General features: G+C 66.4%; 20 protein-coding genes, 1 tRNA gene and 4 pseudogenes. 11 read left to right on the top strand and 14 right to left on the bottom strand.

All coding sequences use genetic code 11. The features are described from left to right. Positions 1-9 precede the first annotated feature (9 nt). Positions 10-630, top strand: a complete 621-nt coding sequence (locus ACFQE0_RS00170) for a Crp/Fnr family transcriptional regulator (RefSeq protein ID WP_378965931.1) — start codon at positions 10-12, stop codon at positions 628-630. 12 nt (positions 631-642) lie between these two features. Here the strand turns inward: ACFQE0_RS00170 and ACFQE0_RS00165 are convergent, their stop codons facing one another. Next, positions 643-1,641: a 2-hydroxyacid dehydrogenase gene (locus tag ACFQE0_RS00165; protein WP_378965929.1), complete on the bottom strand. Its 999-nt coding sequence runs from the start codon at positions 1,639-1,641 to the stop codon at positions 643-645. Between the two features lie 191 nt (positions 1,642-1,832). On the opposite strand from ACFQE0_RS00165, the gene ACFQE0_RS00160 reads away from it, so the two are divergent. Then, the gene (locus ACFQE0_RS00160; RefSeq protein WP_378965927.1) at positions 1,833-2,384 is read left to right on the top strand and encodes an SH3 domain-containing protein; all 552 of its coding nucleotides are present in this window, start codon (positions 1,833-1,835) and stop codon (positions 2,382-2,384) included. A gap of 63 nt (positions 2,385-2,447) precedes the next feature. On the opposite strand, the gene irr is transcribed toward ACFQE0_RS00160, so the two are convergent. Next, entirely contained in the window at positions 2,448-2,966 is a 519-nt protein-coding gene (irr, locus tag ACFQE0_RS00155) for a Fur family transcriptional regulator Irr (protein ID WP_378965925.1), read from the bottom strand. Between the two features lie 192 nt (positions 2,967-3,158). Here irr and fabA point away from each other — a divergent pair, with 192 nt between their 5' ends. From fabA to fabI, 3 genes are all read left to right on the top strand, one after another. Further along, on the top strand, positions 3,159-3,698 hold the full coding sequence (gene fabA / locus ACFQE0_RS00150) for a 3-hydroxyacyl-[acyl-carrier-protein] dehydratase FabA (protein ID WP_378965923.1): 540 nt from the start codon (positions 3,159-3,161) through the stop codon (positions 3,696-3,698). A 183-nt stretch (positions 3,699-3,881) separates the two neighbouring features. After that, complete coding sequence (gene fabB, locus ACFQE0_RS00145) at positions 3,882-5,108, top strand: beta-ketoacyl-ACP synthase I (RefSeq protein WP_378965921.1); 1,227 nt, start codon at positions 3,882-3,884, stop codon at positions 5,106-5,108. A 103-nt stretch (positions 5,109-5,211) separates the two neighbouring features. Further along, positions 5,212-6,042, top strand: coding sequence for an enoyl-ACP reductase FabI (gene fabI, locus ACFQE0_RS00140; RefSeq protein WP_378965918.1), 831 nt, complete (start codon positions 5,212-5,214; stop codon positions 6,040-6,042). An 8-nt stretch (positions 6,043-6,050) separates the two neighbouring features. On the opposite strand, the gene ACFQE0_RS00135 is transcribed toward fabI, so the two are convergent. Further along, positions 6,051-6,317: a hypothetical protein gene (locus ACFQE0_RS00135; RefSeq protein ID WP_378965916.1), complete on the bottom strand. Its 267-nt coding sequence runs from the start codon at positions 6,315-6,317 to the stop codon at positions 6,051-6,053. Positions 6,318-6,446: 129 nt separating this feature from the next. On the opposite strand from ACFQE0_RS00135, the gene ACFQE0_RS00130 reads away from it, so the two are divergent. Next, positions 6,447-6,686 (top strand): DUF2188 domain-containing protein, encoded by a 240-nt coding sequence (locus ACFQE0_RS00130; RefSeq protein ID WP_378965913.1) that lies wholly within the window; start codon positions 6,447-6,449, stop codon positions 6,684-6,686. A gap of 43 nt (positions 6,687-6,729) precedes the next feature. Here the strand turns inward: ACFQE0_RS00130 and ACFQE0_RS00125 are convergent. Beyond that, positions 6,730-7,593 (bottom strand): annotated as a pseudogene (locus ACFQE0_RS00125) (methyltransferase domain-containing protein); the annotation flags it as partial. Positions 7,594-7,739: 146 nt separating this feature from the next. On the opposite strand from ACFQE0_RS00125, the gene ACFQE0_RS00120 reads away from it, so the two are divergent. Together ACFQE0_RS00120 and ACFQE0_RS00115 are read left to right on the top strand one after the other, a co-directional pair. Further along, positions 7,740-7,973 (top strand): hypothetical protein, encoded by a 234-nt coding sequence (locus ACFQE0_RS00120; protein ID WP_378965911.1) that lies wholly within the window; start codon positions 7,740-7,742, stop codon positions 7,971-7,973. After that, the gene (locus tag ACFQE0_RS00115; RefSeq protein WP_378975167.1) at positions 7,970-8,755 is read left to right on the top strand and encodes a ComF family protein; all 786 of its coding nucleotides are present in this window, start codon (positions 7,970-7,972) and stop codon (positions 8,753-8,755) included. The genes ACFQE0_RS00120 and ACFQE0_RS00115 overlap by 4 nt, the downstream gene beginning before the upstream one ends. Before the next feature lie 69 nt (positions 8,756-8,824). Here the strand turns inward: ACFQE0_RS00115 and ACFQE0_RS00110 are convergent, their stop codons facing one another. Next, on the bottom strand, positions 8,825-9,346 hold the full coding sequence (locus ACFQE0_RS00110) for a GNAT family N-acetyltransferase (protein ID WP_378965909.1): 522 nt from the start codon (positions 9,344-9,346) through the stop codon (positions 8,825-8,827). Between the two features lie 308 nt (positions 9,347-9,654). On the opposite strand from ACFQE0_RS00110, the pseudogene zapE reads away from it, so the two are divergent. Continuing rightward, a pseudogene (gene zapE, locus ACFQE0_RS00105) lies at positions 9,655-10,841 on the top strand (cell division protein ZapE). A gap of 3 nt (positions 10,842-10,844) precedes the next feature. On the opposite strand, the pseudogene ubiB reads toward zapE, so the two are convergent. The 3 genes and pseudogenes from ubiB to leuB form a co-directional block, all read right to left on the bottom strand. Continuing rightward, positions 10,845-12,408, bottom strand: a pseudogene (gene ubiB / locus ACFQE0_RS00100) (2-polyprenylphenol 6-hydroxylase). Between the two features lie 13 nt (positions 12,409-12,421). Beyond that, positions 12,422-13,068: pseudogene (locus ACFQE0_RS00095) on the bottom strand (class I SAM-dependent methyltransferase). Between the two features lie 218 nt (positions 13,069-13,286). Further along, positions 13,287-14,396 (bottom strand): 3-isopropylmalate dehydrogenase, encoded by a 1,110-nt coding sequence (gene leuB / locus ACFQE0_RS00090; protein WP_378965906.1) that lies wholly within the window; start codon positions 14,394-14,396, stop codon positions 13,287-13,289. A gap of 430 nt (positions 14,397-14,826) precedes the next feature. On the opposite strand from leuB, the gene ACFQE0_RS00085 reads away from it, so the two are divergent. Then, the gene (locus ACFQE0_RS00085) at positions 14,827-16,401 is read left to right on the top strand and encodes a 2-isopropylmalate synthase (protein ID WP_378965904.1); all 1,575 of its coding nucleotides are present in this window, start codon (positions 14,827-14,829) and stop codon (positions 16,399-16,401) included. 101 nt (positions 16,402-16,502) lie between these two features. Beyond that, positions 16,503-16,578 (top strand) — tRNA-Lys (locus ACFQE0_RS00080). Between the two features lie 160 nt (positions 16,579-16,738). Here ACFQE0_RS00080 and ACFQE0_RS00075 read toward each other — a convergent pair. From ACFQE0_RS00075 to ACFQE0_RS00050, 6 genes are all read right to left on the bottom strand, one after another. Then, positions 16,739-16,966, bottom strand: a complete 228-nt coding sequence (locus ACFQE0_RS00075; RefSeq protein WP_378965902.1) for a hypothetical protein — start codon at positions 16,964-16,966, stop codon at positions 16,739-16,741. Positions 16,967-17,253: 287 nt separating this feature from the next. After that, entirely contained in the window at positions 17,254-17,790 is a 537-nt protein-coding gene (locus ACFQE0_RS00070; RefSeq protein WP_378965899.1) for a hypothetical protein, read from the bottom strand. Between the two features lie 77 nt (positions 17,791-17,867). Beyond that, positions 17,868-17,990: a hypothetical protein gene (locus ACFQE0_RS00065; RefSeq protein ID WP_378965897.1), complete on the bottom strand. Its 123-nt coding sequence runs from the start codon at positions 17,988-17,990 to the stop codon at positions 17,868-17,870. A gap of 166 nt (positions 17,991-18,156) precedes the next feature. Next, positions 18,157-19,518, bottom strand: a complete 1,362-nt coding sequence (locus tag ACFQE0_RS00060; RefSeq protein ID WP_378965895.1) for an NAD(P)H-dependent oxidoreductase — start codon at positions 19,516-19,518, stop codon at positions 18,157-18,159. 355 nt (positions 19,519-19,873) lie between these two features. Beyond that, on the bottom strand, positions 19,874-20,134 hold the full coding sequence (locus tag ACFQE0_RS00055) for a hypothetical protein (RefSeq protein ID WP_378965893.1): 261 nt from the start codon (positions 20,132-20,134) through the stop codon (positions 19,874-19,876). Continuing rightward, positions 20,131-22,428: an FdhF/YdeP family oxidoreductase gene (locus ACFQE0_RS00050; RefSeq protein ID WP_378965890.1), complete on the bottom strand. Its 2,298-nt coding sequence runs from the start codon at positions 22,426-22,428 to the stop codon at positions 20,131-20,133. The genes ACFQE0_RS00055 and ACFQE0_RS00050 overlap by 4 nt, the downstream gene beginning before the upstream one ends. Between the last annotated feature and the right edge of the window lie 226 nt (positions 22,429-22,654).

The following is a 22,654-nucleotide window of genomic DNA, read 5'->3' as shown; positions in this document are numbered from 1 at the left end:
GGGATGGCGATGAATTGGATCGAAGCCGTCGGCTATCTCGGCACCGCGCTGACCATCGCGGCGACTGCGATGAGCACGATGATCCCGCTGCGGATCATCTCTCTCTGCGCGAGTTGCGCCGTCGTGACCTACGGCATCCTGATCGGAAGCATGCCGGTGGTGCTCACCGAGTGCATCCAGATTCCCTTTAACGCCTACCGGCTTTGGGAGATGGTGCGCCTGATCCGCCAGACGGAGATCGCGTCCTCGGGCGACCTGACGCATGAATGGCTGGCCCCGTTCGGGACCAAGCGCCGTTTCCGCGCCGGACAGACCGTGTTCAGCAAAGGCGATGCGGCGGACGAGTTGTTCTATGTCGAGAACGGCGTCTTCCTGATCCCCGAGGTCGGCATAGAGGTTGGGAAAGGCGGCATTGTCGGGGAACTCGGCCTGCTCTCGCCCGGCAATACCCGCACCGCCTCCCTCGTCTGTCTCCAGGCGGGGAGCGCGCTGCGCATCTCCTATTCGGAGGTGAAGCAGCTCTACTATCAGAACCCGGAATTCGGGTTCTACTTCCTGAAGCTTACGAGCGAGCGGCTATTTCAAAGCGCCAAGGGCGGCGAACGCATCGCCGCTGGAGACGCGATCTAGGCGCGGCGCGCCTCAGAGCATGCTCGGCAGGATGCGGTCCGGCGGGCGGTGGCCGTCCATGAAGGTCCGGATATTGATGATGACCTTCTCGCCCATGTCCACGCGGCTCTCATGCGTGGCCGAACCCATATGTGGTAGCAGCACGACCTTGCCCTGGCGGGCAAGCTTTACGAGGCGCGGGCTCACCGCAGGCTCCTGCTCGAAGACGTCGAGGCCCGCCGCAGAGACGTCGCCCGCCTCGATGAGCCGAGCGAGGGCGTTCTCATCGATCACCTCGCCACGGGCGGTGTTCACGACGATCGCTTCCGGCTTGAGCAGCTTCAGCCGCCGGGCCGAGAGCAGGTGATAGGTCGCGGGCGTGTGCGGGCAGTTCACCGACACGATGTCGACGCGGGCCAGCATCTGGTCGAGCGATTCCCAATAGGTCGCGTCGAGGGCGCTCTCGATCGCCGCCGGAACGCGGCGGCGATTGTGGTAGTGGACTTGAAGGCCGAAAGCGCGGGCACGCTTGGCCAACGCCTGACCGATACGGCCCATGCCGACGATGCCGAGGCGCTTACCGGTGATACGGCGGCCCAGCATCCAGGTCGGCGACCAACCGGTCGTCCAATCGTCGTCGGGAATGATCCGCGCGCCCTCGGCCACGCGGCGGGCAACGGCGAGAATCAGCGCCATCGTCATGTCCGCCGTGTCCTCGGTGAGGACACCCGGCGTGTTGGTCACGGTGATGCCGCGCTCGAGCGCGACGCCGACATCGATGTGATCGACGCCGTTGCCGAAATTGGCGATGAGCCGGAGGTTCGGACCCGCCTGAGCGAGCAGGGCGGAATCAATCTCGTCCGTCACGGTCGGCACGAGCACGTCGGCCTCGCGCAGGGCCGAGGCCAGAGCCTCGCCGCCGAGAGGCGTATCGCTCTCATTGAGGCGGACGTCGAACAACTCTCGCATCCGCGTCTCGACGGCGTCCGGCAGACGCCGCGTCACCACCACGAGCGGCTTGCGCTTCGACACGTCTCACTCCCCCGGCCTCATGGCCGCAAGCATCCATTAACCGAGTTCGGCCACATAGGACCGGCTTTCGCCCCCCGGTTGCCGGCTGATGCCGGCCATGTTGGTCTGTCTAGCAGAGGCAGGGCGGAACACAATCGGAGCCCGGATCCCCCGATCGGAGATCCGGCCCGGACGTCATTCCCGGAGGGACGATGCGCGCGCTACGCCCGACTCTCATCGCCATCCTGTTCGGTGCCGCCGGGACCTTCGCCGGTCCCGTTGCAGCTCAGGAGAACGGTGTCGGCCCTGTCACAAAGCTTCCGCTACCCCGCTATGCCAGCCTGAAGACGGACCGCGTGAACCTGCGCGAGGGTCCCTCGAAGGATCACCGCACCCTCTGGGTGTTCCAGCGGGCGGGGCTCCCGGTCGAGATCATCGGCGAGTTCGAGACGTGGCGGCGCATCCGCGACTCGGAGGGCACGGAGGGCTGGGTGCTGCACTCGCTCTTGTCCGGGCGCCGCACCGCCGTCGTCAATGCGGGGCCTGACAAGGACGGCGTCAAGGCGACCATCCCGCTGCGGTCGAGCCCCGACGATTCGTCCGGAGATGCCGCGCGGCTTCAGACCGGTGTCATCGGCAACATTAAAAGCTGCACCGGCACGTGGTGCCGGATGATCGTCATGCTCCCATCCAAGCGGGATGTGGACGGCTACATCCGCCAGAACCGGCTGTGGGGCGTCTATCCCAACGAAAAGGTCGAATAAGAAAAGGCCCGGCGCGAGCCGGGCCTTATGCTGTGAACAACCAAGCAGGAACGAAGGGTTCGCTCAGCCCTGCGTGCGGCGGCCTGCCGGACGGCTGCGGCGGAGACGCACGATGACCTCGACGCCAGCGATCTCCATGCCCTCGGGAGCCTCGGGCAGCGAATCGACCGTAATGCCGCAATCCGGCATGTCGATCACCGCGCCCTCTTCCTCGAGATAGAAATGGTGGTGCTCACTCGGGTTCGTGTCGAAGTAAGCTTTCGACCCGTCGAGGGCGAGCTGGCGCAGCAGGCCGGCCTCGGTGAACTGGTGAAGCGTATTGTACACGGTCGCGAGGGACACCGGCACCTTGGCCCGCATCGCCTCGTCGTACAGCATTTCCGCCGTCAGGTGGCGGTCGCCACGACCGAACAGAAGCCAGCCGAGCGACAGGCGCTGACGGGTCGGACGCAGGCCGGCACGGCGCAACCGCTCCCGCAGGTCCGACAGCGGGCAGCCGCGACGGCCGGCACCGTTGGCCTCCGTCGGGAGGGCGGGCATGCGACCGCTGAGGACAGCCTGCAGTGGCACCATCTCTGACATTTCGGACTGAACGCTCGACAGGAGGGCTGACAATTACGTGACACTATACGGAAGGTGGCCCTCCGTCGCAACCCGGCGCAGCTTGACGGGCGGATCCGCTTTGAACCCGCACCCGACCGTGTTAACCCGCGACCGGGCGCGTCGGCGGTGGTCGCCGGCCTGTCGCTATCGAACGGGAATTGCTCCGCTTTCATGCCGCCTGACGCCGATACCGCGCAATCGCCGGCTCCGAGCCGCCGCTCGAGCTACTCCTACGAGGACCTGTTGGCCTGCGGACGCGGCGAACTGTTCGGGGCGGGCAACGCGCAGCTGCCTCTGCCGCCGATGCTGATGTTCGACCGCATCACCTCGATCGGCACCGAAGGCGGCGCCCATGGCAAGGGCCATGTCCTCGCCGAATTCGACATCCGGCCGGACCTCTGGTTCTTCCCGTGCCACTTCCAGGGCGACCCCGTCATGCCGGGCTGCCTCGGCCTCGACGCGCTCTGGCAATTGGTGGGCTTCCATCTCGGCTGGCTCGGTGCCGCCGGGCGTGGTCGCGCGCTCGGTGTCGGCGAGGTCAAGTTCGCCGATCAGGTGCTGCCGACCAACAAGAAGGTCGTCTACGGCATCGACATCAAGCGCGTCCGCCAGGGACGCCTCGTGCTCGGCATCGCCGATGGGTGGCTGGAAGCCGATGGCAACCGCATCTACGAGGCGAGCGACCTGCGCGTCGCGCTTTTCCAGGCCTAGAACGCCTGATATCCGCTCCCATTTAGAACCGTGATTGGGTCGAATCCGGCCCGGCACGGTTATAGTTCAGGGTGGCGCGGGCAACGCCTTACGTTTCCGGCTGTTGAGATTGCACCGGCTACCCCTTAGCTGACCGCAACGCGGCGTGGGCAACCGACGTCGTGACGGAGGTTTGGTCTTTCCATGCGCCGCGTCGTCATCACCGGGATGGGTATCGTCTCGTCCATCGGCAACAACACGCAGGAGGTTCTGGCCTCGCTGCGCGAAGCTCGCTCGGGCATCACCCGTGCCGTCCCCTTCGCCGAGCACGGTTTCCGCTGCCAGGTTCAGGGCGCGCCGACGCTCGATCCCGAGACCGTGGTCGACCGGCGCGCCATGCGCTTCCACGGTGGTGGCACCGCCTGGAATCAGGTGGCGATGGAGCAGGCGATCCGCGACGCCGGGCTCGAAGAGAGCGACATCTCGAACGATCGCACCGGCATCATCATGGGGTCCGGCGGTCCCTCGACCCGGTCCATCGTGGAAGCGGCCGATATCGCCCGCAGCAAGGGCCCGAAGCGGGTCGGCCCCTTCGCTGTGCCAAAGGCCATGTCGTCCACCGCTTCCGCCACCCTGGCGACGTGGTTCAAGATCAAGGGCGTGAACTATTCGATCTCGTCCGCCTGCGCGACGTCGAACCACTGTATCGGCAACGCCGCCGAGATCATCCAGGGCGGACGTCAGGACATCATCTTCGCGGGCGGCTGCGAGGAGCTCGACTGGACGCTCTCCGTCCTGTTCGACGCCATGGGCGCCATGTCCTCGAAGTATAACGACACGCCCGCTCGCGCCTCGCGCGCCTATGATGCGGGCCGGGACGGCTTCGTCATCGCGGGCGGTGCCGGTGTGCTGGTGCTCGAAGAGTACGAGCATGCCAAGGCGCGCGGCGCGCGCATCTATGGCGAGGTCGCTGGTTACGGTGCCACATCGGACGGCTACGACATGGTCGCCCCCTCTGGCGAAGGCGCCATCCGCTGCATGAAGCAGGCGATTGCCGGGCTGAAGGGCGTGCGTATCGACTACATTAACCCGCATGCCACCTCGACCCCCGTCGGCGACGACAAGGAGATCGAGGCGATTCGGGAGGTGTTCGGGCGGGGCGATGCCTGCCCGCCCATCGCGGCCACGAAGTCGCTGACCGGGCATTCCCTGGGCGCCACCGGCGTTCAGGAGGCGATCTACAGCCTGCTGATGATGAATAATGGCTTCATCTGCGAGAGCGCCCATATCGATGAGATCGATCCTGCTTTCGCCGACATGCCGATCCTGCGTGCGCGGAAGGACGATGCGAAGCTCGGCCATGTGCTTTCGAACTCCTTCGGGTTCGGCGGCACCAACGCTACGCTGGTCCTGAAGCATATCGACGCCTGAGCGAAGCGCTGTCCATTGGACAGCGCCGCGACGGGCGGGATAAGGCAGACCTCGGTGCCGCCTTCTTCTCGAGGGCGGCCGACGGTAGTGAAGACGGGTTCGCATGACAGGTTTGATGGCGGGCCGGCGCGGCCTGATCATGGGCGTCGCCAACGATCATTCGATCGCCTGGGGCATCGCCAAGATGCTTCATGCTCAGGGAGCGCAGCTAGCCTTCACCTATCAGGGCGATGCCCTTGGTCGCCGTGTCGCCCCGCTTGCCGCCAAGCTCGACTCGGACATCGTGCTGCCTTGCGACGTGGAGGACCTATCCTCCGTCGATGCAACCTTCGCGGCCCTGGACGATCGGTTCGACGGGAAGCTCGACTTCGTGGTCCACGCCATCGGATTTTCCGACAAGGCGCAGCTGAAGGGCCGCTACGTCGATGTGACGACGCGCGAGAACTTCGTGCGCACGATGACGATTTCGTGCTTCTCCTTCACCGAGATCGCCCAACGCGCGGCCAAGCGGATGCAGGCCGGCGGCTCGCTGCTGACGCTGACCTACGGCGGCTCGACCCGGGTCATGCCGAACTACAATGTGATGGGCGTGGCCAAGGCGGCCCTCGAAGCCTCGGTGCGATACCTCGCCACCGATCTCGGGCCGGACGGCATCCGTGTGAATGCCCTCTCGGCGGGGCCGATGCGCACCCTCGCCGGGGCGGGCATTTCCGATGCACGCCTGATGTTCAATCACCAGCGTGCCCACGCCCCCCTTCGCCGCACCGTGACGCTGGATGAGGTCGGGGGGTCGGCGCTGTATCTTCTCTCGCCCCTCTCCGGTGGCGTGACCGGCGAGGTCCATTTCGTGGATTCGGGCTACAACATCATCTCGATGCCGCGCCCCGACGTGCTTCAGGCGCAGGACGAGGCGGGCGTCGTCGGCGACGCCTGAGCGACGGTTCACTCCTCAGGAATGCGGCCGGGCGGAATGGGCCCGGCTTCCACGCCGCGTGAGCGCCGCGCCGCGCGCTCGGCCCGCGCGGCGGCAACCTCGCGCTGCGACGGCGTAGCCGACGGATAGTTCGACGCAAAGGGATTGGCCGGAGCCGCTTCCGGCGTGCCGCCGAACAGCCCGTCGAGGAAGCCGGATTCGGCCTGCGCGGGCAAGGCGGTGCCGCACATCACCGCGCAAGCGATCAGAGCGAATAGGCGAGGGCGGTGCTGCATCGGCGGATCCTGCGATCTCATGGCTGATCCGCCTCTGAGGCCGCATTCGGGCGGATCGGTGGCTACGGAACCGCCCCGGCGCCCCAACGGTTCGCGCTCCGAAACCCTGTGAAAGAGTTCGGAGGCGTGATGACCGAAGTCACCTACCATATCGTCGAACACGATGGCGGCTACGCCTACAAGGTCGGCGACGTCTTCTCCGAGACCTTCCCGAGCCGAGAGGAGGCGCTGCAGGCCGCCCAGGCCGCAGCCGCCGAGCAGCAGGTTCCGGGCTCGACGGAAGGCATCCGCTACCAGGATCAGGCTGGGCAGTGGCACGACGAGACGGCGCAAGGCAACGATCGACCCGTCGCCAAGGTCGAGGACTAGGACCAACCGGGGAGGGCGGGTCAACGCACCTCGCCTTCCCCTTTATCTCGATGGTGCCCAGGGCATCCGCCAATCGCGCGGTGGCGCTGCCGGGCTTGAGCGGCTTCTGCTGGCTTTCATGCGGCGCCCAGCCCAGCAGCCAGACCATTTCGAAACTGGCGCGAATACGCCCGTCACGATCCGCAAAACGTTCGCTGTAGATCTGGGCTGCGCGCAACAAGGTGGCCCGGCGCATCACGTGACGGCGGCGGTCAGTGAGGGCATTCGTCATACCCATGGCTCGCAGGTCGCGCATCAGCGCGAATGCATCGGCGTAACGCACAGTCAGCAAATCGGAATCGGCGACGGGAAGGGCAAAGCCTGCGCGCTGCAGCAGGCCCCCCGCCACCCGGATCGCCACGAAGGGCGCGACACGCGGGCTCGCGCCGCCTTCGATCTCGGCCTCGGCTTGGGTAAGGCTCTGGCGCAGCTCGGTCAGTGTCGCACCGCCGAGAAGGCAACCCACGAACAAGCCGTCCGGTCTGAGGGCGCGGCGGATCTGTACCAGCACCCCCGGCAAATCGTTCACCGCGTGGAGCGCGAGGAGCGAGACGACGAGATCGAGGCTGGCGGCCCCGACCGGCAGAGCCTCCGCATCGGCCACCGCCCGGCCCGCACCGGATTCCGGAAGAGGCGATAGGCGAAGCCGCACCGCTTCAGGATAGCGGTGAGCGAGGATCGTATCCGCTGCCGCAACGGGGCTCGCGAGGTCGAGCACTGTCCGGAACTCGCGCAGCACCGTGCTCAGCCGATCATCGAGATCCTCCGCAGCGCGGGCAAAGAGAAAGTCCGCGAAGCCACTCGCTCGCGCGCGGGCGAGGCGGCGGCGGATCAAAGCGGTGTCGAAAAGCGGATGGGGCGTGCTCATCACGGGATGAAATGGCGTATGAAGGGGCTGGATGCCACCCGCGAAGACGTGAAGTCGGCTCAGCGGCGAAAGGGGAACCAGACCTTCGCGTCCGTGTTCCTGCCGCGACAGCCATTCGGCTCATGTATTCGAACGGGAGATACCTGATGAAGCGCCTGATCCTCGGCACCGTCGTCGCCCTCTCCGCCCTCACCGCTGCCGGCGCTGCCGAAGCGAAGGGCTGCATCAAGGGCGCTATCGTCGGCGGCATCGCGGGCCATTACGCGGGCCACCATGGGTTTGCCGGCGCCGCTGCCGGCTGCGCGGTTGGCCGTATGCGGGCGAATGCCAAGGCGCGCGCCGCCGACCAGCAGGCGATCCAGCCTGCCGGGGTTCGCTGAGTACCCTTACCGACCATCGTGGCGGCGCCCTCAGGGGCGCTGCTGCCCTTTGGCGGCGGGCGCGCGCCGCCACACTCGGCCTCGTCTATCCTCCGACCTGTGCGGGGTGCGGCGCGGCTACCGCCGATGTCGGGGCCTTTTGCCCCGCCTGCTGGTCCGGCCTTCGGCTCATCGAAGAGCCCCTTTGCGACCGACTCGGCATTCCCTTCGCGGTCGATCTTGGGATTGGCCGTTTGATCTCGCCTCAAGCCTTCGCGCAGTCGCCCGTCTTCGCCCGATCGCGCGCGGTGGCGCTGTATGACGATGTGGCGCGTGGCCTCGTCCATCGGTTGAAATACGAAGACCGGCACGATCTGGCCCGCCCCATGGCGCGCATGATGTCTGCCGCTGGGCGGGATCTGATCGCGGAGGCTGATTGCGTGGTGCCCGTCCCGCTGCACCACGGGCGGCTCTGGCGGCGGCGCTTCAACCAGGCGGCGTTGCTCGCGCGTCCGATCGCCGCTTCGGCGGGGCTTCCGTTCCTGCCGCAAGCCCTGTCACGTCGGCGTTCGACGCGTAGCCAGGTAGGACTCAGCCGCGCGGCGCGAGCCGAGAACTTGGCGGGCGCCTTTCAGGTCCCGCCCGCGTGTCGGCACCTGGTTGCTGGGCGCCGTGTCCTGCTCATTGACGATGTGCGAACGACTGGTGCCACCGGAAACGCCGCGACCCGCGCGCTGATGCGCGCTGGGGCAAGCTCGGTCGATCTTCTCACCTTCGCGCTGGTGGGGGAACCAGTCGGCTAAGCGGCGTCCTGACGGCTGGGAGCCCTCTGCGCCACCGATAGGGTGAAGTCGAAGGCTTCCGCGATGCTCTCATACCAAAGAGAGAGGCGTGGCCCGGTCGAGATGCAGGGCGCCATCGGCTTCCAGCCCATCCCGGTGAAGCGATGCACCTTGACCCGCGGCCAAGCGGATCATCGGTCCGTTCCGCGAGAAGCAGCGCACATGAAGGTCGCTGACGCCACGGTTGCGTGCCGCCTGCGTGATGCGCCGGAACAGCGCCGCCCCAAGCCCCATGCGCCGGAACGGGCGTTCCACCGCGAAAGCGGCTTCCGCCTCCGGTCCTACGAAGTAGCTCGAGGAGCCGGGCCCGGCAGGGCGCAATTCCCCCAGGCCGCGCAGGGTGCCGTCGATGAAGGCGCCGAACATCACGCCGCGCGCGGTCATCGCCTGCTCGGCATAGAGGCGAATGCCGGCCTCGCTGACCTGACCCATGAAGCGGTTCGCCCGGGTGTCCGGATCGAGCCGACAGAAATAGTCGAGAACAGCCTGCCGATCGCTCAGCCAGAGGCGGCGGACCAAGTGTTGTGTGTCTGATTGCCGAAGGTCGGCCATGAACGTCTCCGGTCTGCTGGCGCATCGGCGCCAAAGGATCCGGACGTTCCTCCCGAGAAGCCAAGCCATATGACAGACGCTGCCAATTTGTGCAATGCAACAATTCCGCGCTGGCTGCGTAGGGCCGTCTGCCATGACGGCGGGGCATGGAACGGTTCGGGCAAACCGTCGATCCCCATACTTGATTCATCGCCGCCCTCCGCTGCACAGGTTCGGCATCCTCAAAGCCCGGTTGGGCGGGAATTTTTGCAAGGATCGGTTTCGTGAACCAGACATCCGGGTCGGCACGCGGTCCGTCTCCCGACGCGATCCGCAGCGCCGTCTCACCGGGCTCCGTCCATGACCGCTACGAGGCATTGATCGCCACCGGCGCCATCGAACGTGATCCGGCTCAGGTCGCGGCCATCCGCAGTCTCGATGCGATCGCGCAGGAACTTGGGCGGCGCAAGCGGGCGAGCAAGGGCAGCGCCCTCGGCTGGCTGTTCAAGCGCAAGGACGAGCCCGAGCAGGTTCGCGGCCTCTACGTCTGGGGCTCCGTCGGGCGCGGCAAGACGATGCTGATGGACCTGTTCTACGAGGCGGCGGCGGGCAAAAAGCGGCGTGTCCACTTCCACGGCTTCCTCGCGGACGCCCACGAGCGCATCCACGCCTATCGTCAGGCACTTAAGCGCGGCGAGGTGAAGGGCGACGATCCGATCGGACCCGTGGCCGATGCGCTGGCCGACGAGGCGACGCTGCTCTGTTTCGATGAGTTCACCGTCACCGACATTGCCGACGCGATGATCCTGGGGCGGCTGTTCAATCACCTGTTCCGCCGGGGCGTGACAGTGGTCGCGACGTCGAACGTCGAGCCGGACAGACTCTACGAGGGGGCCTGAACCGCGCCCTGTTCCTGCCCTTCATCGAGGTGCTGAAGGAGCACGTCACGGTGCTGCGGCTCGACTCGCGCACCGATTTCCGGCTGGAAAAGCTCGGCGGCGCCAAGGTCTGGCACGTTCCGGCCGACGACGCGGCCAAGTCTGCCCTGGACGCGGCCTTCAAGGGCCTCACTGGTCGGGTCAGGGGCACGGCAGGTTCGCTCACCGTGCATGGTCGTGAGGTGAAGGTGCCGCAGGAAGCCGGTGGCGTCGCCCGGTTCGGTTTCGACGATCTGTGCCGCCAGCCTCTCGGCGCTTCGGACTACATGGCGATTGCCCGAGCCTACCACACGGTGGTGATCGACGGCATTCCCGTGATGCAGGAGGCCGAGCGCAACGAGGCCAAGCGCTTCATCACGCTGATCGACACGCTCTACGACCGCAATGTGAAGCTCGTTGCGTCAGCCGATGTCGAGGCGCAGGACCTCTACAAAGCGACGACGGGGCGGGAGGCCTTCGAGTTCGACCGCACTGTGTCGCGGCTGATCGAAATGCGCTCCGAGGAGTACATCGCCAAGCCGCATGGCCGCGCGACCTCGGAGGCCAGCGGATCGACCACGGGTCTTGCCGAGACGTAGGGCCTAGAACCCTCGGAACGCCATCGTCAGCGCGCCGATGGCGATGCCCCACAGCGCGAGCGTCGACCAGACGGCGCGGGTGCGCTCATCGCGGGCGAAGCGTTCGGCGCGCTTCGCGTCGCCGGTGCCGCTCTCGTCCAGGCGGATCAGCAGGCGCTTCATGCGCAGCGCGAGATCGGGGAAGTCGGTGATCACATCGGATAGGGTGCGCAGGGCCTCGCCACCGCTCTGAAGGCGGCCGATGGGCCCCAGATTGTGGGCGATCCACGAACGGACCACCGGCTCCGCCGTGGTCCACATGTCGAGCTTGGGATCGAGCGAGCGGGCGACACCTTCCACGACGACCATGGTCTTCTGCAGCATCACCAGCTCGGTGCGCGTGCTCATGTCGAACAAAGCGGTCACGTCGAAGAGCAGCGTGAGCACCTTGGCCATGGAGATCTCATCGGCCTTGCGCTGATGGATCGGCTCGCCGATGGCCCGGATGGCCTGCGCGAAATCCTCGACCGAATGGTGCGCAGGCACGTAGCCCGCCTCGAAATGCACCCGGGCAACCCGCAGATAGTCGCGGGTGATGAACCCGAGCAGGATTTCCGCCAGGAAGCGCCGCTCGTTCGGCCCGAGGCGGCCCATGATGCCGAAATCGACCGCGACCAGGCGGCCCTGGTCATCCACGAACAGGTTTCCCTGGTGCATGTCGGCATGGAAGAACCCGTCGCGGATCGCCTGCCGCAGGAAGCTCTGGATCACCGCCCGCCCGATGGCGCGGGGATCGTGTCCGGCCGCGATGAGGTCCGCCGGCCCGTGCAGCTTGATGCCGTCGATCCATTCGGAGGACAGGACATCCCGCGCCGTCGAGCTCCCATTCGGGCCGGGGCACGCGGAAATCCTCGTCACCCTTCGTGTTCTGAGCGAGTTCAGAGGCCGCCGCCGCTTCCAGCCGGAAGTCCATTTCCATCAGGACGGAGCGCGCGAGGATCTCCACCACCTCGCGCGGACGCAGGCGCTCGGCTTCCGAAGAAAAGGCGTGGACCACCCGCGCCACGAAGCGCATCACCTCGAGATCGCGCTTAAAGCCGTCCCGCACTCCCGGCCGCATCACCTTCACCGCGAGAGTGCGGCGCGTGCCGTCGGCATCCTCCACCACCGCCCGGTGGACCTGCGCGATGGATGCGGCAGCGATCGGCTCGCTGAACGAGACGAAGAGCGACGAAATCGGTTTGCCGAACGCAGCCTCGACCACGCGGATCGCCGTGGCCTGCGGGAAGGGCGGAACCCGATCCTGAAGCTTTTCCAGATCAATGGCGGCGCGCATGCCGACGATGTCGGGACGCGTCGCGAGGAACTGGCCGAACTTCACGTAGGACGGACCGAGCCGCGTCATCGCCGCCGAGAGGCGCGCCGCACCGTCGCCGATCCCTTTCCGCTCGATGGAGCGGCCGAGCTTCAAGGCGAGGCGCAGATGCGCGGGCATCTCGGACGGATCCGCGAAGGCGAGCGCGCCCTCGCGGGCGAGCACGAAGCCCACCCACGCCCCACGGACGAGGTTGATGGCGGCGCCGATCACGAGTGAAGCACCCTCAGAAGACTTTCCAGCCGGAATGGATCGCGACGATGCCGCCCGAGAGCGGCCGGTCGGTGACGTGGCGGAAGCCCGCCCGCTCGATCATGCCGGCGAAGGCGCCGCGGGTCGGAAACTTGCGGATCGATTCCACAAGGTAGCGATACGACTCAGCGTCGCCCGCCACGCGCTCGCCGATGCGCGGGATCACGTGGAAGGAATAGGCTTCGTAGATCTTGTCGAGCAGCGGAACGTCCACCGCCGAGAATTCCAGGCACAGGAAGCGGCCGCCCGGCTTCAGCACCCGGCGCGCCTCTTCCAAGGCAAGGTCGATGCGCGGCACGTTCCGGATGCCGAAGGCGATGGTGTAGGAATCGAAGGCCGCATCCGGAAGGGGCAAGCTCTCGGCATTGCCGGTGACGAAGGCAATGCGGTCGCCGTAGCGCCCCCGGTCCGCTCGGCGCCGACCCGCAGCATCGATTCATTGATGTCGAGCACGGTGACGTTCGTGGCGGGGCCGCCGGCCTCAAGCACCCGGAAGGCCACATCGCCCGTGCCACCCGCCACATCGAGATGGGCGTAGGGGCGGCTCTTCGACGGGCGCAGCATCGAGACGAGCTGCGCCTTCCAGGCCCGGTGCAGACCTGCCGACATCAGGTCGTTCATCAGGTCGTAGCGGCGCGCCACCGAATGGAACACGCTGTCGACGCGCCCCTGCTTTTCGCTAAGGGCCACGCGCTCGAAGCCGAAATCCGTGGTTTCGCGCCGCGAGCCTTCGTCCGACACCGTCATGCTGCTCCCGCCATTCGCGCCCGGACCGTCGAGCGATCCGGGCCTCTTAGCCGGAGTCCGGCCAAGCCGCCATGCGTCCCAGGGCGCGACCCTCAGGCCGCGCGTGCCTTGAGGGCGTTGGCGATGGTCTCTGCCATGGCCTTCGTGCCGATCGCGCTGGTACCCTCACCGGCGATGTCGGCGGTACGGGCACCCCCGGCCAGCGCATCGGTGATCGCTCCGTCCAGGGCGTCAGCAGCCTCGCCCAGGCCGAACGAGTAGCGCAGGCACATGGCGAGCGAGCCGATCATGGCGATCGGGTTCGCGCGATCCTGGCCCGCAATGTCGGGGGCCGAGCCGTGGACCGGCTCGTAGAGGGCCCGGCGCAGGCCCTTCTCATCCACGGCGCCGAGGGAGGCCGAGGGCAGCATGCCCAGAGACCCGGTGAGCATGGCCGCGATGTCCGAGAGCACGTCGCCGAACAGGTTGTCGGTCACCAACACGTCGAACTGCTTCGGGCGGCGCACCAGCTGCATGGCGCAATTGTCGGCCAACACATGCTCGAGTTCGATATTGGCGTAGTGCTCGGAATGGACGCGCGTGACGACCTCCTTCCAGAGGACACCGGTCTTCATCACGTTATGCTTCTCGGCCGAGGCGACACGACCGGAACGCTTGCCCGCGAGGTCGAAGGCGACATGCGCAATGCGTTCGATCTCACCCGTCGTGTAGACCTGCGTGTCGACAGCGCGCTTGCTGCCGTCCGGAAGGTTGGTGATCTCCTTCGGCTCGCCGAAATACACGCCCCCGGTCAGCTCGCGCACGATCATGATGTCGAGCCCCTCGACCAGCTCGCGCTTCAGCGCGGAGGCCTCGGCCAGGGCCGGGTAGCAGATCGCCGGACGCAGGTTGGCGAAGAGGTCGAGATCCTTGCGCAAGCGCAGCAGACCGGCCTCGGGACGGTTCTCGTAGGAAACGCCCGCCCATTTCGGCCCGCCGACCGCGCCGAGCAGGATGGCGTCGGCATCCTTGGCGCGCTGCAGAGTGGCATCCGCAAGCGGCACGCCGTGGGCGTCGATGGCGCAGCCGCCGACGAGGTCCGTCTCGGTCTCGAAGCTCGCGAGGCCGGTATCCTTCAGGGCGTCCAGCACCACCTGAAGCCCGCCCGCCACTTCCGGGCCGATGCCGTCGCCGGGCAGGAGCAGAAGCTTGTAGGTGGCCATGGTCGGTCTCGCGAAAGTCGTTGGCTGTGCGGCGGGCGTTGAGGCCGGTGCCGGTACACCCGCGCTTTAGTGCGGTCTCCGCCCGAGGGGAAGCGGCCCTTGAGTTTCGGATGCGCCGGATGTACCCCTTTCGGCCACGACGCGCAGCGGGTTATGAGCCCGGCCTAGGCGCGACCCTCGAGGAGACACGAGCCTTGGCCAGAGCCGGCTCAGCGTTTGACGGTACCGGTGCCGCTTCCGCGGCCCTGCTGTCGCGCGCGCCCTCGGCCCCGCTCCTTCTCGACCTTCTGCTTACCCGCCCCTGAGGGCCGTCCGGGCGTGCGCCTGGGCCCTTAGGGGATTATTCTCGCGATAACAGCCCATCCTGGGCATCACCCGCCTCCGGCCGCGAGCCCGGGCGGAGCGCGACAGGGTTCAAGAAGGCACTTCCATGAGCACGCAGACCTCCACCCCGACGACCGGCACCCGCGACCGCGTCTTGATCTTCGACACGACCCTGCGCGACGGCGAGCAATGCCCCGGCGCGACCATGACCTTCGATGAGAAGCTCGCCGTGGCCGAGCTGCTCGACACGATGGGCGTCGACATCATCGAGGCGGGCTTCCCGATCGCGTCTGTCGGCGATTTCGAAGCGGTTTCCGAAATCGCCAAGCGCACAAAGCGCGCCACCATCGCAGGCCTCGCCCGGGCCATCACCGCCGACATCGCCCGTGCGGGCGAGGCCGTGCGCCATGCGCAGCGCGGGCGCATCCATACCTTCGTATCGACCTCGCCGATCCATCTCGCGCACCAGATGCGCAAGAGCCAGGACGAGGTGTTGGAGATCATCCTGAAGACCGTGGCCCAGGCCCGCGACCTCGTGGAGGACGTGGAATGGTCGGCCATGGACGCGACCCGCACGCCGATCGACTACCTGTGCCGGACGGTGGAGGCGGCGATCAAGGCGGGTGCCACCACGATCAACCTGCCCGACACGGTCGGTTACGCCACGCCCGCCGAATACAAGGAGATGTTCCGCGCCGTCCGCGAGCGTGTGCCGAACTCCGATAAGGCGATCTTCTCGGTTCACTGCCACAACGATCTCGGCCTCGCGATTGCCAATTCGCTGGCTGGCATCGAGGGCGGTGCCCGGCAGGTCGAGTGCACGATCAACGGTATCGGCGAGCGCGCGGGCAATGCGGCGCTGGAAGAGATCGTCATGGCGATCCGCACTCGCGCCGATGTCATGCCCTACGAGACCGGCATCGAGTCCCAGATGTTGACCCGCGCTTCGAAGCTCGTGAGCCATGCCACGAACTTCCCGGTGCAGTTCAACAAGGCCATCGTCGGCCGCAACGCCTTCGCGCATGAGAGCGGCATCCACCAGGATGGGATGCTCAAAAACTCCGAGACCTACGAGATCATGACCCCGGCCTCGGTCGGCCTCACCAAGACCTCGCTCGTCATGGGCAAGCATTCCGGTCGGGCGGCCTTCCGCTCCAAGCTGGAGGATCTCGGCCTGCTCCTGTCCGACAACCAGTTCCAGGATGCGTTCGAGCGGTTCAAGGCGTTGGCCGACCGGAAAAAGCATGTCTACGACGAGGATATCGAGGCGTTGGTCGATGAGAACCTCGCCACGGCGCAGGATCGCATCCGTCTCGTCTCGCTGTCGGTCATCGCAGGCACGCGTGGGCCGCAGCGGGCTACCCTGCGCATTCAGGACGAAACCGGCTCGCGCATCGAAGAGGCGGACGGAAATGGCCCAGTGGACGCGGTGTTCAACGCGATCCGCGCGCTGGTCCCTCACGAGGCGCAGCTCGACCTGTACGATGTCCATGCTGTGACCGGCGGCACCGACGCGCAGGCCGAAGTCACCGTGCGTCTGCGCGATGGCGACCGAAGCATCACGGCGCGTGGCGCCGATCCGGACACGCTCGTCGCGTCGGCGAAGGCCTATCTGTCTGCGCTGAACAAGCTCTCGGCCCAGGCCGTGCGGCTTCATGCACAGCATGCGGCGGCCGAGTGAGAAAAACTCCCTGCCGGGGGTAGACAGCCCCCGGCAGCGTTGGTATCAGCCCACCACCGCGGACGGACTTGGTGGCCGGACGGGGCGATCGCAAAGCGATCGGGCGCATAGCTCAGTTGGTAGAGCAGCTGACTCTTAATCAGCGGGTCCTAGGTTCGAACCCTAGTGCGCCCACCAAGACCTAACATCCCAAAATCGATTATCACCGGGTGCGGCAAGTCGATCTTGCCGCCGGTCCGTTTTGCGGACGGTGGTGGAAGCCGATGCTACGGCGGCTTTCGCGCGTTGGGTGCTTTTTCTTCCGTCATGACGGCTGAGGGTGTCGGTTGGCAGCGCCTCAGCGATAGTGAGGGCGCTGCACGCGTCGCGGCGACGACCCATTGTTGCGGTCGCAACCGATGCACACGCGCGGGTCCCACGGGCGATCGACACCAAGCGGTTTGACGCTCAGCATACCGAGCGTCACTGCGCCGGTATTCTCCGGCATCGATCTCGCGAAATACCGTTCGATCGATGAGGCCGAACGTGCCTCGACCGTTTCGGCCCCGCCGCTGGCTGCCAGCATCGCGCTGCAAGCCACAAGGCTGAGTGTTTTCCGTCTAGCCGTCATCCGTCCCTTTCGTTGCGCCGCGCCTTTTCGGCCAACGCGGCGCGAAGGAATAGGGGCGTCCTTGGCTGAATTTGAGGCAGATCGAGGCTGAGATCCGCCGTGACGAGACTGCTTTAGCTTCTACAGCATCACAGAACAATTAGACGGATTGTACCGATAAAGGGCTTAAATGCTGACACGCCGATCGTCATCCGCGCGATGTTCGGCCGCTCCCGTCACAGTGACTTCCTGCCTCTCCCTCGTCAGCCCTTGGAGACCGCGACGATGCGGCGCGACACCGTTCCGACCAGCACGAACCTGTCGCCTACCTGACAGAAGCCCAGCGGATCGCTTGGCTGCGAGAGGCTGGCCAGTTCGGGGGGCAACGGGTGAAGGTAGACTTGCTGTGGAACCGTCGTGCCCGGCTCCAGAGCGAAGGTCATCCGCGTGACCGGGCGGGCATGCCGACGCTCCGCCTGCGCGCGCAGGGCGTTCACTTGGGTGGGGTTGAGGGCGGGCCCGGCGGCGCTGTCCGCCGTATCCCGCGTGCGCAATTCGTCGAGGGTCTTGGAGACATCACCCAGCACGTCGGGTGTTTTCGCGCCACCTCCGCCCGAGGGGGCCGGGTTGGGATTTCCGGCGTCGCTCGGACGCATGGGGATAGATCGCACCGGCGGTGCGGTGACGCCCTGCTGTCGAGCGATCTCCGGCGGGCGGCCACCGCGCGGCATGAACTGATACGCCACCGCGCCGACCGCCACGATCGCCGCGATAAGACTAAACAGAAGGAGATGTCGCATGGTGGCGGACCCGCGCTTGATTGGGACCGGCCGTCTAGCCTGTCACCCGCGCGAGAGGTAGCCCGGCCCCGAGAGGATCAGATCCGCAGGGTGAGGAGCCAGACCAGACTAAAGGCCGCCGTCAGGAAAGCGGCTGAGGACACGAGCACGGCCACCTCTTCGCGGTGACGTTGAACGAAGGTCTGTGAATAAGCGAGCATGACGATGTCATCGACTGTGATCGGATCATCCTCGCGCCCGAACCTTGATCATTCGGAGGCAGGCTGGGTCATCCACAGCGACTGTGCGACCGGTGTCGCCCTTCTGCCACAACCAGAGATAGCTGGGACGCGGTCACCCTCTCCGCTCGTCCTGATCGGCGCTGGGTCACGCCTGCCCGAGGCCCTTCTCGACACGGAAGAGCGATTCCATCTCGAGGCGGAAGGCTATGGCGTGGTGAGAGGCGTCGACCTCGACATCCGACCAGCGAACGGGTTGGCCCGCCGCGACGGCGCCGCGCAGCTTGAGGCCGTGAGCGAGGCCGATCGGCACCGCGCCGAGCTTCAGCGAAGTCTCGGCAGGCACGACCTTGCCGTAGACGGTGTAGCCGCCTTCACCATCCAGGGTTTCGCCTGCCTTCAAGGTGCGCTTGGAGACGGCGATGACATCGCCGCGCCAGTCGTTCGTGGAGCCGGTGGGCTCGCCGCGCGTCGCGATGCTGGCGACCGAAGTCCCGAGTTCCAACCCGATCAGATGGTACGGCTTGAACATCGCCGCGTAGCGACCGGACTCGTCGGTCTTCAGCCCGTACTGGTTGAAGCAGTCCATGACGTATTTCGTCGGCGCCTCGAACACGGCGTAGACACCCCAGCGCAGGTCGCGGAAGACCGGACGCCCATCGCGTTCGATGGACGAGACCACCTCGACGGTGCCCTTCCTCGGCAGGATGCCTCCATCCGATACCGGACGCAGAACGGTCGGTAGATCATCGACGCCGCAGGCCGGGAAGGCGAGTCCGTCATCCGGCGGGCTGAGATCGCATCCGTTGGCGACGGCCGCCATCTCCAGGGCGGACTTGGTACCGTCGAGGAAGGAATTGAACATCTGCGGGTTGAAGTCGCCGCCTGCGACTTGAGCCTCGCTGAACCCGTAATGGCCCCAGACGGTATCCGGCGTCGATTGGTGGTATACGGGCAGATACTTGGTGCCCTTGCCCGCACAGACGACATCGAGGCCGATGCAGCGCGCCCAATCGACCAGTTCGGCGATGAGCGCGGGCTGATCGCCGGAGGCCATGGAGTAGACGATTCCCGCTTGCGCGGCCCGGCGGGCGAGGAGCGGGCCAGCCAGAGCATCCGCTTCGACATTGACCATGATGACGTGCTTGCGGTGCTCGCAAGCGGCCAAAACGTGACGGATGCCGGCGGCGGGACTGCCGGTCGCGTCGATGATGATGTCGATGAACGGGCTCGCGATCATCGCCGCCGTGTCATCGGTCACGAATGTCCTCTGAGAGCGGGCCGCCTCCTCCAGCGAGCCGACCTGAAAGCGCTCGTCGCTCCACCCCACGCGGCGCATGGAGTCCTGCGCGTGGGAGGGCGAGAGGTCCGAGACGCCGACGAGGTGGATGCCCGGCGTCCGCCACGCCTGCGACAGGAACATGGAGCCGAACTTGCCCGCGCCGATCAGCCCGACGCGGGCGGGCCTGCCATCGGCCGCACGCTGCTTCAGCTTGGCGTACATCGACATCGCGTTCCTCCGCCGACGGGCCGGGGTCGTGACTGGACCCCTGATTTGTGTGGCTCCGTTCGAAGGGCGACTTGTATCGAGGGTTTGGGCTCGGGAAAATGTGGGGCACGCGAACGCGATGCGCGTGGATTTCAGGAAGTCGCGGTGACCGCGCCCGACTTCGACAGGAACGATCCCCGCTCATCCCCGAGCCGCCTCCGAGCCCATCGCAAGATTATCCAAGCGGGTTGGGCCGGGTGCGGCAGGTGGACTTGCAGATGTCCAACATCATCACACAAAATCGTCCGCGACTCTGATCCGGCCTTCCACGACAAATTGATTGATGTCGCGTTTCCAAGGACAGCATCGGCGGCCCTCAAACGGAATAGCGCGTCCGCTGTGTGCGGGTGTCGCGCTCTTTGATGGTGATGCGACCCGCCTCGTCCAGGCTCGTCAATGCGCGCAGTACGAGCGCGTGCTCCACGCCGAACGCGCGGGCGAAGGCGCGGCTGTCGCCGGGCAGGCCGAGGGCGAGTGCGGCCAACAAACCCGCTTCCATCGGCGAAAGATCGGGATGAGCGGCCGAGACCCGTTCGAGGGCGGCGACGAACGCCGCCTCGTCGGGCACCTCGCTCATGCCGCCGCGCGGGCCTGAAGGGTCACGAGAACCGATTTCGAGGTCGGCGTGTCGCTCTTCTCGCCATAGGTCGAGAGCGGCACGAGCACGTTCAGCTCCGGGTAGTATCCCGCGAGGGAGCCGCGCGGCATGTCGAACGGCACAAGGCGGAAATCCTCCGCGCGGCGGGTTGTACCGTCGTCGTGGACGCCGACGATGTCGACACGCTCGCCGAGCCGGTCACGGATTTCCGCAAGGTCGTCGGGATGGGCGAAGACCACGCGACGCTCGCCATAGACACCGCGATAGCGGTCATCCAAGCCGTAGATCGTCGTGTTGTACTGATCGTGGCTGCGGAAGGTCTGCAACACGAAGGTATCGTGCGTCTTCTTGGCGGCCTGATGCTCCGTTTCGAGGGGCAGTGCGGCCGTCGAGAAGTTCGCCCGACCCGATGCGGTCTCGAAAACGCGCTCGGCCGCTAGATTGCGCAGCATGAAGCCGCGGGGCTTGCGCACGCGGGTATTGTAGCCGGTGAACCCGCCGATCGTGGCAGCGATGGCGTCTCGGATCCGATCGTAATCGGCCGTGAAGCCCGCCCAATCGATGGACGCGGAGCCGACCGTCGCCTGCGCCATCCCAGCAATGATGGCGATTTCTGAGCGCAGATGCTTCGACGCCGGCTTGTTGATGCCGCCGGAGCCGTGAACCATGCTCATCGAATCCTCGACGGTCACGATCTGGATTTTGCCCTCGGCGTTCCGGTCGATCTCCGTGCGGCCGAGACAGGGCAGCAGGTAGCCGATAGCGCCAGGCACGAGATGGGCGTGGTTGAGCTTGGTAGCGATGTGCACAGTGAGGCGGCAGGAGGCCAGCGCCTTGGCCACCACCGGCGTATCCGGCGTCGCGCGCAGGAAGTTGCCCCCGAGGCCGATGAAGGCTTTTGACGTCCCATCCCGCATGGCGCGGATGGAGGCCAGAACGTTGTGCCCGTGTTCGCGCGGCATCGGCAGCCCGAAATGCCGCTCCAACGAATCGAGGAAGGCGGCGGGCGGGCGTTCGTTGATGCCCACCGTCCGATCGCCCTGAACGTTGGAATGACCGCGCACCGGGCAAAGGCCCGCGCCGGGGCGGCCGATATGGCCGCGCAGAAACAGAAGGTTGGCAATCTCCCGGATCGTCGCCACGGAATGGCGGTGCTGCGTAACGCCCATGGCCCAGGTGGCGATGACGCGCTGCGCCCCAAGATAGACATCCGCCATTGCGGTGATCTCGCCGAGCGTCAGACCCGACTGGTCGAGGATCGCCTCCCATGAGGTCGACTCGACGGCGGCGCGATAGGCGTCGAGTCCGTCCGTGTGATGCTCAAGGAAGGCGCGGTCCAGCACCGAAGGACGCCCGGCCGCCAACGCCTCGGCATCGCGCTCGAACACGATCTTGGCGATGCCCCGAAAGGCGGCCATGTCGCCGCCCGAACGCGGCTGCAGATAATGGCTCGCGATGGGGCGGCTCGAACCGCGCAGCATCTCCACCGTGTTCTGCGGATCGGCGAAACGCTCGAGGCCGCGCTCCCGCACAGGATTCAGCACAACGACCTGCGCCCCGCGTTCGGCGGCACGGCGCAGGTCGCCGAGCATGCGCGGATGGTTGGTGCCGGGGTTTTGGCCGACGCAGAAGATCGCGTCCGCCTTCTCGAAATCTTCGAGGAGAACCGTGCCCTTGCCGACGCCGATGGCCTCGCCGAGAGCGACACCGCTCGCCTCGTGGCACATGTTCGAACAGTCGGGGAAGTTGTTCGTGCCGTAGGCGCGAGCGAATAACTGATAGAGGTAGGCCGCTTCGTTCGAGGCGCGGCCGGAGGTGTAGAACTCCGCCTGATTCGGATTGTCCAGGCTGCGCAGGGTCGCGCCGATCTCAGCGAAAGCCTCGTCCCAGCTTACCGGCAGGTAGCGATCGCTCGCCGCGTCGTAGCGCATCGGGTGGGTGAGGCGGCCCTGGCCTTCGAGGGCGTAATCACTCCAGCCCCGCAACTCGGTGAGGGTGTGCCGGGCGAAGAAGGACGGCGGGGTGCGCTTGTCGGTCGCCTCCCAGGACACCGCCTTCACGCCGTTCTCGCAGAACTCGAACGACGAGCCGTGCTCTGGGTCGCCCCAGGCGCAACCCGGACAATCGAAGCCATCGGGCTGGTTGGCCTTCAGCAGCGCGCGCGCACCGGTAAGCGGTGCCCGGCTACCGAGCAGGTGCTTGCCGCAGCTCTTCAGAGCGCCCCAGCCGCCTGCAGCGGATGAACGCTTGGAAGCCCCCTCAGACTGGGCCATGAACCGTCCTGAACTTGCTGACGCGAGCAATCTCGCAAGCGCGAGATAAGCGTCTCCGCGCGACGCTCACAATGGCGTGCGGGCGCAGGCCCCTCATGCACGAAACACAGGCTAAGCCTTCGCAGTGAATAGTCTTTCTAATGTGCGGTGCTCTATAGCCTCGGAGGGACAGCCTCTCGGCGACCGTTGATTAACGTGGCATTTACCCTTTTGTGAGTAATTGAAG

It is taken from the genome of Methylobacterium komagatae (genome assembly GCF_042661665.1).
Lineage (GTDB): Bacteria > Pseudomonadota > Alphaproteobacteria > Rhizobiales > Beijerinckiaceae > Methylobacterium > Methylobacterium komagatae.
The sequence above is the reverse complement of the archived record's forward strand: the minus strand, read 5'-3'. Positions and strand labels throughout refer to the sequence as shown.